Raw genomic sequence first — 12,052 nt, 5'->3', positions numbered from 1 at the left:
ACGGTTTCTTTATTGTCAGTAGACTCCCGATTATTGTTTACATAATAAATTTTATGTAATGTATTGTACTGATTTCCCTTGAAACAAAGAAATTCACGTTATCCACTGATCACGTACCCTGCCAACGACAATAAGCGCCGTAGCGGCGCTTATTGTCGTTGCAGAATACTCCTAACGGTCTCTGTCCAAGCGGTTCGTAATCTCGCATACTCCAATCAGCATACAGAAGACGGATAATGCCCACGACACGCCGGCCAGCCCAATCGACCATGAGTTCTCTTCCGATCTCATCACATGATGGACATCAGGATTCCCCTTCAGGACATCCACCGCAAAGAAGTATCCGATAACCAGAAATACCAGGTTCGCAAGAAACCAAATATAACTGCCCAGCCTGGTTCTTCTCCACAGCACAATAAAAACGAAGGCACACAAGGCTATCACAGTCCCAAAGCCGATGTGCAGCAGGGGTAACGTCCCCTCTTCCATCGTCATGTTGTCTCCCTCACTCCCTTAAACCTCTGCAGCTGGCAAACCACCCGTGAATGGAATGAAAACAGCGGCACCATGGACGACAAATGAAAGCCCTAGACAGCCGCTGTTGTATTAAACTATACCCGCGTCCTTAAGATGCCCTGCAGGATCACTTCGAGCCCCCAGCGGAACCGTTCCTTGGATTCGGTGTCTCCGGAGAACATCTCCTCCTTCAAGTTCGCGATCAGTGGATACTGGAGCGGGTCGGCGGACTTGTAGGCCGCCTGGATGACCGACATCTGATCGGTCCCGTTCTTGTTCCAAGAAGCTTTCTCGAATGCCACGGAGGAGACATAGAACAAGAACAGGTCTACCCCCCAAGCCGCAGACGCGGATGTGATCCCCCCCTCATGCAGCCTGCCCAGCAGGTACTCGGTCAACCTGAGCGCATGGGGACCCATCGGAATCGTGGTGAGCGACAGCTCGGCGAGGCCCGGCATCTCGTACAGCAGCAGGAGGTAGGCATCCATCGCTTTGAATAAGTCTTCCTTCCATGTGCCCTCCCCGGGAGCGGGCCATACCACTTGACTAAGCCCGTAATCCATCACGTAGGCGTTCAGTTCCTGAAGATTCTTGACATACACATACAGGGAGGAGGGTCCTGTATCCAGGGCTTTGGCCACTCTGCGCATGCTCATTCCCTGCATGCCTTCCTCCTTCAGCAGCCCATAAGCGGTCTTGACGATGAGCTCACGGCTCAGCGGTTCCTTGGCCGGCCGGGCTCGGCGGCTGATTATCGTTCGGTTCGAGTTCATCCTATTCCCCTTCTAACATGCTTGGAATCATAGTGCCTACTCCGCTTACTCTACTTCTGGTTGTGCATCTCCTCGAAATGATTCATGAGATCCCTCATCCGGGCCGCGGCATGGTCGCCGAAGCATAGCTTGAGGCTGTCATACGATTCCCGTGCCTTTTCCTCCGAGTATGCATACATCTTCTCTTCATAAACCTGAACCGCCTTGGGCGTCACGCCGTGATCGACGATGGCCAGCGCCAGCTCGGCAGCATCCAGCATGGCCATGTTCACACCCTCGCCCGCAAAAGGGGACATGACATGAGCGGCATCTCCGATGAGCGTCACCCCGGGATTCCGATTCCACTTGAAGCCGATGGGAAGCATGTAGATCCGCCGTGGAAGAACTGTGTCTTCCGCATAGCGGATATACTTTTTCAGCGAATCGTTCCAGTCGCTGTACAGCTCCATCAGACGGCGCTTGGCCTCTGCCGGCTCGTCGAAGGGAATGCCGCTGTGCTCCAGCCAGTCGCGCCCGGCCTCCAAACTCAGATATGCTTTGATGCGGCCATCCCCGTTCAACTGCCCGAGAATTCCCTTATGGTCGTCCAAGGCAAACATTTTGCCGCGGCTGTTCCACTCGGCCAAGTCCGGATGCTTCTTCGCCGCATCAAGTATGTTGAGCTCTATAAAGGTAATACCGCTGTATTCCGGCTGGATATCCGTCAGAAGAGAACGGACGCGGGAGAACGCACCATCGGCGCCAACCAGAAGATCGACGATATCCGTGCGGCCGTTCTCAAAATAAAGCTCCGTCATTCCATTTTGGAGCGAAACGGCTTTTTCCAGCTTATAACCGTATTCGATGCAGCTGAGATCAAGCGCATCCATCAGCAGCTCCGACAGGACGCCACGGTCGATTTCAGGCCGGCCCCCCTTCACATCAGGCTCCACAGTCTCATCCATATAGATTGTACCGGTTTTATCCATGAGGCGGAAGTCCTCGCCCTCATAGCGGGCAATCTGCTCGAATTTCTCGTAGAGTCCTGCTTCCTTGATTGCCCTTTGTCCGGATTCTTCATGGATATCGAGAGATCCCCCTCTCTCCCGGTTAGCATCATGCAGCTCCCTTTCGTATACGACGGCCTGAATGCCGTACCGCTGCAAAATGAGGGCCAGAGTCAGGCCTCCGGGGCCTGCCCCTATGATAGCGATGCGTTTGTGTTCATGGTTTGTTGTCATGAGTTCCATCTCCTTCAAGTTATTATTCGTATGTTCATGACCGTGCTGCTCGAAAAGCACTTGCGACTCATTAGAAGCTACTTACGTTATATCATAACGAACATTGTTCGTAAAGTACACTGTTCGTTAAGTTACGTATTTGCCCCTGCTGTCCGCTTCGATGATAGGATAGGACAGAAAAAACTAAGGAGCTTTGAGCTAGTGAATGAGCTAGAAATCAAGATGGAGTTGAGCTAGCGATTGACAAAGCACGATAACAAGTATATTAATATAAAGAATTCATTTTCCGTATAAGTAGGGCCTGAAATCGATTCCAAGCTGTTGTATAAGATGCCGAGTGGAATCGATTTCAGACCTTACAAGCATGATCCCCCAAGAGAGCCATCCAGCCGTGATCTTGGGCTGGATGGCTCTCTTGGGGGGGGCTTCAAGGAGGTGGCGCACGGCAGCAGGCGCTGGGCGCTGGACGCTCGCCCCGCTCGTCACCCTTCCATTTCTAAGGCTGGGTCAATCCGGGAGCCGCTCCTCTCCCTTGTCCCGGCCGATCCGCTGCCGAGCAGCCGCTCTGCCCGGGAAGAAACGCCCCCACTCTCCCGGCGCAGCGCCGGAGCACCGGGCGGATGGTTCCCTTCCCTTATGCCCGGTGGGACGACTCGCGGACCACCAGTTCGGAAGGCAGCTGGATCGAGCGGGGGTCCCCTTCCCGTTCCCCGTTCATCTGCGAGAGCAGACGCCGTGCCGCCGAGGCGCCCAGCTCGAAGTTCGGCTGGCTGACCGTGCTGAGCGCGGGCGACAGGTAGCGGGACACCCGGTTGTCGTCTACGCCGACTACCGCCAGATCCTGCGGAATGCGCAGCCCGCGTTCCCTGCAGGCCCGGTATACGCCCAGGGCCATCTCGTCGTTGGCGGTATAGAGGGCGCTGAAGCCAACGCTGCCGTCCAGCAGCCGGTTCACGGCTTCGTACCCTCCATGTTCGTTCCAGCCGCCATGCTCTACCATCCCGGGGCGGAATGGAATACCCTGCTCCCGCAGCGCCTTCAAATAGCCTTCGAGCCGTTCGTAGCTGTCCACCGCTTCCGGTGCGCCGCTGATGAACGCAACGCTGCGGTGCCCGCCTTCGATGAGATGGGTGACGACCCGGCGGGAGAACTCCACGTTATCCGTGTAGGCGCAGGGGATTCCGGGATGCTCGACGTACCTCCCCACTACAGCAAGCTCGTATCCGTTGTCCGCAAGCGCCTCCAGTTCCTGAAGCGGGGTCATGGGCTGCACGAGCACCATGCCATCGACCGTACGGTTGCGGAGCAAGTCCAGATACTCGCTCTCCTTTTCCTTACGGTTCTCGATATCGCAGATCAGCACTTTGTACCTCCGCTCCGCTGCGGCCTGCTGCACGCCCTTGATTATCGCGGCGAAATAGCTCGTGTTGATATCCCCCACGCTCACCCCGATCGTCATTGTCTTCTGGGAGCGCAGATTCTTAGCCGATGCATTCGGGTGGTAGCCGAGCTCGCGGACGGCCTCAAGCACCCTGCGGCGTGTGGTATCGGATACATGGCTGCTCTCGTTCAGTACGCGTGACACCGTCGCCGGGGATACGCCGGCATGCTTCGCCACATCGACAATTTTTTTATCCACGGTATGCGCCTCCCCAGCCTCTGATGCTACCATTATAATCCGGTATTGAAATCGAATTCAATCCAGGTTGGCCGAAAGTTTCCTTCGATATGAGAGAAAGAGAGTCAAGTGCTTATATTCATCTTTTCAATTTGGATTAAAGATGGGAGGCCCCCTCCTTCCCCGCTCTGCTGTCTATCGAAGTTAGCGCTTGCAGTTTATCGAAGTTAGCGCCGGCTGCCTCTCGAATCCGCCCTCCCCTTTTCGAATCCAGCCTCCCCTTATGGTACAATAAGGAATATCCCTTCTCCGAAGGGAACTACGGACGAGCCGTAACGTCGAACGAACGAGGTGAAGCCCTAATGAACATCATTAAGATCAAGGACCGTCAGGAGCTCGACAAGAGAGTCCCCTCTATGCCCTGGTACGTCGAGAAATTCATCGGCTACAAGCTGCCGGATCTCTCCCCCTCCTCCCTGCTCGAATATGTGCGGGATTATGATACGTTCTTCTCCTGGCTGCTCGCCGAAGGGCTGACGTCAGCCTCCTCCATCCGGGAAATCCCGCTCCAGGATCTCGAACGGCTGCATATGGATTCCATCGACAACTTCAAGATGTTCCTCGCCACCCGCAAGGAGCATGCCAACAGCCGGACTACAATCTCCCGCAAGCTCTCCTCGCTGCGCTCGCTGTTCCATTATTTGAGCCAGATCGCCGAGGACGAGAACTTCTATCCTCTCTTGAAACGCAACGTCATGGCCAAGGTGGAGATCAAGCGCACGCACAAGCCGAAGGATACCGCCGCGAAGCTGGAGGGTAAGCTGCTGCAGGAAGTGGAGATTCTTGAATTCATCGAATACATCCAGACCGGATACCCCCTGGATGTCGCGAAGAACAAGCAGGCGCTCTACTCCTACGAGATCAACAAGATCCGTGACGTCTGTATCGTCTCGCTCATCTTGAATTCGGGTCTGCGGGTGTCGGAGGTAGTGAACCTGAATGTGGAGGATATCGACCTGAAGAAGAAGCTGACCTATGTGTACCGCAAGGGCAAGAACGACGACACGTTCAAAACCCCCGTGTACTTCCGCCACGAAGCAACCGAAGCGCTCACGGCTTACCTGGAGCTGCGCTCGCTCCAATATAAGGCGCCCAAACGCGAGAAAGCTCTCTTCCTCGCCGTAGCGAACGGCAAAAAAGAAGGCGAGCGGATGACCAAGCGGGCCATCCAGGAGATGGTGATCAAATACGCCAAGCGGTTCGGCAAGCCGTATCTCTCCGTGCACAAGCTCCGGCACTCGTTCGCGACCGACTATTACCTGCGGAACGACCTGTACAAGACCCAGGAGCAGCTCGGTCACGCCTCTCCGGAGACGACCCAGATCTACGCCCACCTCACCGACAAAACGATGGCCGAGGCGATCGACAAAGCCGCCGAGTAAGGGAGCGCAAGGTAAGATGGGGACGTGCTCGGCGCCCAGTGGAGCGGTGTACGCAGACTTACGCCGTCCGCCCCGCAATCAAGCCTACCGGCGGCAGCTTAACCGGGCGCAAGAAAAAGCCTGCAGCATAGAAGCTCACAGGCCGATCCCTTCGGTCACGCATGTAAATGGACAAAGATAAAAGTGCCGGAAACCCGTGCAGCCCGGTCCCGGCACTCAGGCCCCGATCATTCGCGGGGCTTTTTGTGCTGTCTCTCTCCAAGATTTCCGCGTTCTGCTCATCCGCAGATCCTTCCTAAGGCCCCCGGCTGATATAAAAAATCACCTTGGTACCACGAGGTGCCGCTTCGCCGGGCTTCGGCGTCTGGTCGAATACCGTGCCCGCCGGCTCTTCGCTCGGCTTCCGGTAGAAGGCATAGCCGAGACCGGTCTCCTTGGCGATCTTATCGGCCTTCGCCTCCGCGTCCGCCTGCTGGAGCCCGATGAGGTTCGGCGTCTCGACCGAACCTCCCTCGAGCGCCGCCCCCTCGCCCTCGGACGACTTATCGGGAGGCTCCGCCGGCTTCTCCGGCGCTTTACCGCTGCCCTTGTCGGGCCCGGCCGGCACAGACGTTGCAGGCGGCGCCGAAGGCACGGCAGCGCCAGTATCCGGCGCCGGAGCAGCCGACTCCTGCTTGCCCGGCATGCCGGGCAGCGAAGGCGCCTCATTCACGAGCCAGACGAAGACAGCCGTCCCCGCGGTTAACACCAGCGCGGCGCCGAGCAGCAGCTTCAGCCCGGTCTTCCAGGCCCGCTTCGGCGCGGGGGCCTCCTCCTCTTCTTCGTCCGGCTCCGGCGGGAATGCCGCAGGAGCAGAGGACGGAGGAGGAACATGCCGCGGCGGCGCCTCCCGCCTTCCCAGCTCGGCCCTCACGGCTTCCACCGTCTCGTAGACCGGCGTCTCATGCAAGGAAGCCCGGGACGAGAGCGCCTCCGGGGATTTCACCAGAAGACCCAGATGCACAACCAGCGAAGACAGCGTCTCCTGGCGTACGGCGGTCCGGCGCAGCATGGCGATGAGCTCCGCCTGCTGTACGGCATTCAGGCTGGAGAGCGACGCCCGCAGCGCCCTCTCCCCTGGAGGGCCGAGCTCCGGCTCCTCCTTGCGGGTCAAGAGCTGCAGCAGGAGCCGTGCCAGGCCCTGGGCCCCTTTTTTACTGTCCTGGCCTTTGTCCCAGTAATTGATAATCTTCAAGCGGCCGTCGTCACACAGCCACACATTGGCGGCATCGACTGCGTACCCGGATACCCCTTCTTCCATCGCATCCTGCAGGCCCCGCCCCAGTTCGAATACACCGCTTAGAATCTCCCGGTCCGTGAGCCCATGCCCCGGGAGCGATTCGATCAACGGCCTTCCGTCGAACGTCTTCAGGACGGCGAAGAGATAAGGCTTCTCCATCCCCACATCGAGCATATGCAAAAAACGGTTGTCGCTCAGCGGAGCGACTTCCTGAAGTCTCGCCATTGCAGCTTGTCGTAACGAATCATCGGCGCTATCCACGACATACAGGAGCACTTCCCTGTGCAGGGACAAATCCTTGCCGCCGTACAGCATACCGCTGATCATGGGGAGGATCGGCTGTCCGAGCACATAGCGCGAGCGGAACGATTCAGGCTTCTCCATGATGTACCCCTCCTTCTAACGCGGATTCCTTCCCATACTGTTCGAAGGCCGTTCGCCTTTTGGGAGGTCACCGCGATCATTCAGCCCCTTGATAGTTTATCACATTAATATTGAATGGAGCCAATCATTCACAAGAATTCCGGAATATCTCCCGCGGCCAGCGAGGCCTCGTGATAACGGGCCGACGACGCCCGGTCTCCCGCCGCTCCATGCAGATAGACACCCAGCGCGGCCGCCTGTGTTCCGTGATAGCCCTGAGCGAGCAAAGAGGCGATGATGCCCGCCAGTACGTCGCCCGTTCCACCGGTAGCCATCCCCGGGTTGCCCGTCGTGTTCACGTATACGTCGCCCGAAGGATCGGCGGTCACGGTCCTCGTCCCTTTCAAGACGACCGTAACACCGCAGCGGACAGCGAATTCGGCAGCCGTACGCACCCGGTCCCGCTGCACGTCCGCGGCGGAGACGCCCAGAAGCCTGGCCATCTCCCCGGGATGCGGGGTAAGCACAACAGCCCCCTCGCGCTTCGGCCAAGCGGTGGGGCCTCCCTCTCCCATCATATTCAGCGCATCCGCATCAAGAACCAGCGGACACTTGGTCTGCTCCCATAGGGTGCGCAGGAAGGAACCGTCTGCCACCCACCGCCCTGCGCCCGGCCCGAACAGTAGCGCATCCTTGTCTTCAGCCAGCTTCGTGAGAGCGAGCGGATCCACTGCGCTCCACTCGCCGAGTCCGCCGTCTTCGAGCCCACGCAGCATCGCCTCCGGCAGCCGGCCGGTCATCGGTCCGACGAGCCGCTCGGGCAGCGCCCAAGTCACCAGTCCGCTGCCGGCCCGCAGAGCGGCCGTAGCAGAGAGGAGCCCGGCTCCGCTCATCGGCCAGCTCCCGGCAGCCACCAAGACATGGCCGTACGTCCCCTTATGCGAATCAGGCCGCCGGCTGCGGTACTTCGCATAACCCAGACGCTCCGAGAGCAGCGGCTCTTCGGCGCGGTAAGTCCGCACACCGGCCCGCTCCGCCGCTACCTGTGGAATCCCGATGTCGCGCACGACAACTTCGCCGGCATATTCCGCCCCGGGATGCTGCTCCAGCCCGATTTTGGAGAACGCCAAGGCAACCGTCGCCTTGGCACGGATGCAGGGCTCATACACCGCTCCCGTATCCGCATCCAGCCCGCTTGGCACATCGATCGCCGCAAGGGGCAGACCGCTGGCGTTCGCCTGTTCGATCAGCAGGGCGTACGCGCCTCTGGGCGCGCCGGTGCTGCCGGTCCCGAGCAGCGCGTCCACCGCCAGATCGTAAGAACTGAAGTCGGGACGGTCCCCGGCAGCGAAGCTCAGCACTTCAAGCCCGAGGTTGTTCGCGATGGCATACTGCACGGCAGCCTCGCCCTTATACTGTGCCGGATCGTCCGCACAGAAGAGAACCGCCCGGTGGCCCATCCCCTCGAGGTGGCGGGCGGCGACCATACCGTCTCCTCCGTTGTTGCCTTTGCCGACCAGCACAAGAATCCGCAGCGCACGGCGGGGTTCCCCCCACCTCCGCACGATCTCTTCCGCAACCGCACGTCCCGCATTCTCCATGAGCACAAGAGCCGGAATACCGATGTTCTCTATCGTTTCCCGGTCGATCCGCCTCATCTGCTCCGCCGTGACGATGTACACGCTGACCCACTCCCTCGCGTATTGGTTCCTTTTATTATAACATATCCGGATTGGACGCTCCCTGTTATCACCGTCAAGTTATTTACATAATAATAGTTATGTAATCTTATTAGTTTTCCTTTATGAACATTTTGTAGTGACGCTTTCTAACCTTCTCCTCATCAAAAAAAGGCCCGCTTAGAAGCTCAAATTAGAAGTTCGAATTAGAAGTCAGCATCCAAACCACTTACCCCGTCCCTCCCCGGGTGAAACAAGCCTTCTAACCGCGTTACGGACCGACACTTACCCGTACGTAAGTAAGTCACTCCCAGGTCACTCCTTACGGCAGCACCCGGGTTCGGTATACAATGAAAGAGGTTACATTGTTGAATATTCGGCTTATCGCCACCCGGAGGAGGCATTCCCACCATGCAATATCGCAAACTAGGAAACAGCGGACTCAAAGTCAGCGAGATCAGTCTCGGCAGCTGGATGACCTATGGAGGTTACGTGGAGAACGAGCGGGCCGTCCGCTCCATCGAACAGGCTTATGACCTCGGGATCAATTTCTTCGACACCGCGAACGTATACGAGCGGGGCGAAGCGGAGAAGCTGGTCGGCCGCGTGCTCGCAAGCTATCCCCGCGAATCGTACGTGCTGGCCACCAAAGTATTCGGCAACATGGGCGACGGGCCCAACGACCGCGGACTCTCCCGCAAACACATAACCGAGCAGTGCCACGCTTCCTTGAAGAGGCTGGGGACCGATTACGTCGATGTGTACTACTGTCACCGTTACGATCCCGAGACCCCGCTCGAAGAAACGCTCCGGGCGCTCGACGATCTCGTGACCCAAGGCAAAGTCCTGTACGTAGGCGTCAGCGAATGGACGGCTGCCCAGATGGTCGAAGCCCAAGGGCTGGCGGACCGCCTCCTGCTGGACCGGATCATCGTCAACCAGCCGATCTACAATCTGTTCAAACGCTATATCGAAAAAGAAGTCATCCCGGCCGGCGAAGCCAAGGGCATCTCCCAGGTCGTCTTCTCGCCGCTGGCCCAAGGCCTGCTCACCGGCAAGTACCGCCGGGGCGAAGCGGTGCCCCAGGACAGCCGGGCCGCAAGCAAGAATTGGGGCGAGGAGCGGATCAACGACGCCCAGCTCGCTCAAGTGGAGCAGCTCTCCAGCGTAGCGGACGAACTCGGCATCAAGGTCTCCCAGCTGGCACTCGCCTGGGTGCTGCGGCAGCCCAATGTCGCCAGCGCTCTTGTCGGCGCCAGCCGGCCCGAGCAGGTAAGCGAGAATGCCGCCGCATCCGGTATCACACTGCCGCCGGAAGTGCTGCAGCGCATCGACGCGATCCTTGAAGCGTAGCATTCGCGCTTGGGGCTGAGCTGGCCTGCTGAAGGCAGGGCAGGTGAGGCAGCCGGGAGGCGGCTTCAGCGTTGCTCCCGCGCACGAACGAACACATAAACGACCAAGAGCCTGAGGCGTGCGTGCGCCTTCAGGCTCTTCGTGCGATTTCTTCACGCGCTCATAGCAGCGCTATAAGCAGCGGGCCTCCCCCTGCCTTGCTGCCAGGAGAAGCGGGATCAACCCCACACCGGCGGCCGGCGCACGCCCGTCAGCTGCTCGAAAGCATAGGCTATGCGGATCAGCTGAGGCTCCGTGTAAGCGCCGCCGGTAAAGGTGACGCCGACCGGCCGGCCGCCGGAGACATAGCCGCCGGGTACGGCTATGGACGGGTATCCCGCTTTGGCCGCCATGCTGGCCCCGGTGGTGCCGGGAAACACCAGCGCATGAAGCCCATGCTCTCCGAGCACGGCATCCAAGCCTTCCCTGCGGGACAGTCGGAGATCCGTCAGCCGGTCTTCGATATAATGCGGCTCGGTCAGCGTACCGTCGTCTCCTCGGCGAGCAGCAGGTTCACTTGGCCGTATTTGAGCGCTTTCTCATGATTCACCGTGTTGAAGACGAGAAGCTCGCTCAAGGAGTGGACAGGCAGGTGGGGAGCCAAGCGGCTCAGATAGCGGTTGATCCCCGCCTTGAATTCATAACGGAATACGGCCGACTGGTACTGCGCCAGCTCGGCGGCGGATGGAATCTCCGCCGGATCGACTAGTATGGCACCTGCACGGCGCATCGCTTCCAGATGATCTTCGAAGAGCTCCAGCTCTTCGGGAGACAGCAGGTCATGGAACATCTTCCGGGGCACTCCGATTCTCGCCCCCAGCAGACCTTTCTCGTCCAGATAGGGCGTGTAATCCCTGCAAGTCCGGCCGAGCCCCGAAGCCGTAGCGGGATCATCCGCATCCGCACCCGTCATCGCCCCGAGCAGCACCGCCGCATCCTCCACCGTGCGGGCCAGCGGCCCCGGCGTGTCCTGGCTCAGCGCGAGCGGAATCACCCCGCTGCGGGAGATCAGGCCCACCGTCGGCTTGATGCCGACTACGGAGCAGCATACCGCCGGGCTCAGAATCGAGCCCGAGGTCTCCGTGCCGACGGCTGCTGCGGCCAGGGAGGCAGCCACCGCCGCCCCTGACCCGCTCGAGGAACCTCCGGCATTCAGCCGCCCGCAGCCGTAGGGGTTCAGCACTTGGCCACCGCGGGAGCTGTAGCCGCCCGGCATCCCTCTTGTCATGAAGTTCGCCCACTCGGTCATGTTCGTTTTGCCCAGGATGACGGCCCCCGCCTCCCGCAGCCGGGCCACGAGGAAGGCATCCTTCGCCGCATAATGGCCGGCCAGCGCTATCGATCCGGCGCTCGTATGGAGCCCGTCTCCCGTATCGATGTTATCCTTCAAGAGCACGGGGATGCCGTGAAGCGGCCCTCTGGCTCCCTTCGCCCGCCGCTCGGCATCCAGTCCTTCCGCGATGAACATCGCTTCGGCATTCACCTCAAGGACCGCATTCAGCTTGGGTCCGGCTTTGTCGCAGGCAGCGATACGCTGAAGGTAGCCCTCCGTCAACTCGGCCGAAGTGAGCTCTCCCGCTTCCATCCGCTGCTGAAGCTCCGCTATCGTAAGATCTTGCAGCCAATCGGCCGTGCGGCTCATTCGGCAGCCCTCCTTCGTTGAGTACATTTGAACTGGCAGTGCCTGGCAGCCCCCTGTACATACGGATGCCGCCCAGGTAACGCTGGCTCCCGTACGCCAACGATACCCGTTATTACCCCGCTTGACCG

General features: G+C 59.4%; 8 protein-coding genes and 1 pseudogene. 2 read left to right on the top strand and 7 right to left on the bottom strand.

Features of this window, described 5'->3' with window-relative positions; genetic code table 11:
* Positions 1–171 precede the first annotated feature (171 nt).
* From O9H32_RS20235 to O9H32_RS20220, 4 genes are all read right to left on the bottom strand, one after another.
* Positions 172–495 (bottom strand): hypothetical protein, encoded by a 324-nt coding sequence (locus O9H32_RS20235; RefSeq protein ID WP_269867946.1) that lies wholly within the window; start codon positions 493–495, stop codon positions 172–174.
* Between the two features lie 116 nt (positions 496–611).
* Positions 612–1,289 carry a TetR/AcrR family transcriptional regulator gene (locus O9H32_RS20230; RefSeq protein WP_269867945.1) on the bottom strand — a complete coding sequence of 226 codons (678 nt, stop codon included), beginning with the start codon at positions 1,287–1,289 and terminating at the stop codon, positions 612–614.
* Positions 1,290–1,339: 50 nt separating this feature from the next.
* Positions 1,340–2,509, bottom strand: a complete 1,170-nt coding sequence (locus O9H32_RS20225; protein ID WP_269867944.1) for an FAD-dependent oxidoreductase — start codon at positions 2,507–2,509, stop codon at positions 1,340–1,342.
* Between the two features lie 634 nt (positions 2,510–3,143).
* Entirely contained in the window at positions 3,144–4,148 is a 1,005-nt protein-coding gene (locus tag O9H32_RS20220; protein ID WP_269867943.1) for a LacI family DNA-binding transcriptional regulator, read from the bottom strand.
* A gap of 341 nt (positions 4,149–4,489) precedes the next feature.
* Between O9H32_RS20220 and xerS the strand changes: the two genes are divergently transcribed.
* Entirely contained in the window at positions 4,490–5,569 is a 1,080-nt protein-coding gene (gene xerS / locus O9H32_RS20215; RefSeq protein ID WP_269867942.1) for a tyrosine recombinase XerS, read from the top strand.
* Positions 5,570–5,864: 295 nt separating this feature from the next.
* Here xerS and O9H32_RS20210 read toward each other — a convergent pair whose 3' ends face one another.
* Both O9H32_RS20210 and O9H32_RS20205 read right to left on the bottom strand, forming a co-directional pair.
* Positions 5,865–7,232 carry a Stk1 family PASTA domain-containing Ser/Thr kinase gene (locus O9H32_RS20210; RefSeq protein WP_269867941.1) on the bottom strand — a complete coding sequence of 456 codons (1,368 nt, stop codon included), beginning with the start codon at positions 7,230–7,232 and terminating at the stop codon, positions 5,865–5,867.
* A 128-nt stretch (positions 7,233–7,360) separates the two neighbouring features.
* The gene (locus tag O9H32_RS20205; protein WP_269867940.1) at positions 7,361–8,893 is read right to left on the bottom strand and encodes an NAD(P)H-hydrate dehydratase; all 1,533 of its coding nucleotides are present in this window, start codon (positions 8,891–8,893) and stop codon (positions 7,361–7,363) included.
* A gap of 408 nt (positions 8,894–9,301) precedes the next feature.
* On the opposite strand from O9H32_RS20205, the gene O9H32_RS20200 reads away from it, so the two are divergent.
* A complete protein-coding gene (locus O9H32_RS20200) occupies positions 9,302–10,243 on the top strand; it encodes an aldo/keto reductase family protein (RefSeq protein ID WP_269867939.1) in 942 nt (313 codons plus the stop codon).
* Positions 10,244–10,461: 218 nt separating this feature from the next.
* Here O9H32_RS20200 and O9H32_RS20195 read toward each other — a convergent pair.
* A pseudogene (locus O9H32_RS20195) lies at positions 10,462–11,924 on the bottom strand (amidase family protein).
* Between the last annotated feature and the right edge of the window lie 128 nt (positions 11,925–12,052).

It is taken from the genome of Paenibacillus caseinilyticus, from assembly GCF_027533645.1.
GTDB classification, from domain to species: Bacteria; Bacillota; Bacilli; order Paenibacillales; family NBRC-103111; genus Paenibacillus_G; species Paenibacillus_G caseinilyticus.
The sequence above is the reverse complement of the archived record's forward strand: the minus strand, read 5'-3'. Positions and strand labels throughout refer to the sequence as shown.

What these genes read in the sequence shown, in the direction of transcription:
- O9H32_RS20225 (WP_269867944.1), bottom strand. Translation starts at nt 2,509, where the DNA reads ATGACAACAAACCATGAACACAAACGCATCGCTATCATAGGGGCAGGC.
- O9H32_RS20210 (WP_269867941.1), bottom strand. Translation starts at nt 7,232, where the DNA reads ATGGAGAAGCCTGAATCGTTCCGCTCGCGCTATGTGCTCGGACAGCCG.
- O9H32_RS20235 (WP_269867946.1), bottom strand. Translation starts at nt 495, where the DNA reads ATGACGATGGAAGAGGGGACGTTACCCCTGCTGCACATCGGCTTTGGG.
- O9H32_RS20200 (WP_269867939.1), top strand. Translation starts at nt 9,302, where the DNA reads ATGCAATATCGCAAACTAGGAAACAGCGGACTCAAAGTCAGCGAGATC.
- O9H32_RS20230 (WP_269867945.1), bottom strand. Translation starts at nt 1,289, where the DNA reads ATGAACTCGAACCGAACGATAATCAGCCGCCGAGCCCGGCCGGCCAAG.
- xerS (WP_269867942.1), top strand. Translation starts at nt 4,490, where the DNA reads ATGAACATCATTAAGATCAAGGACCGTCAGGAGCTCGACAAGAGAGTC.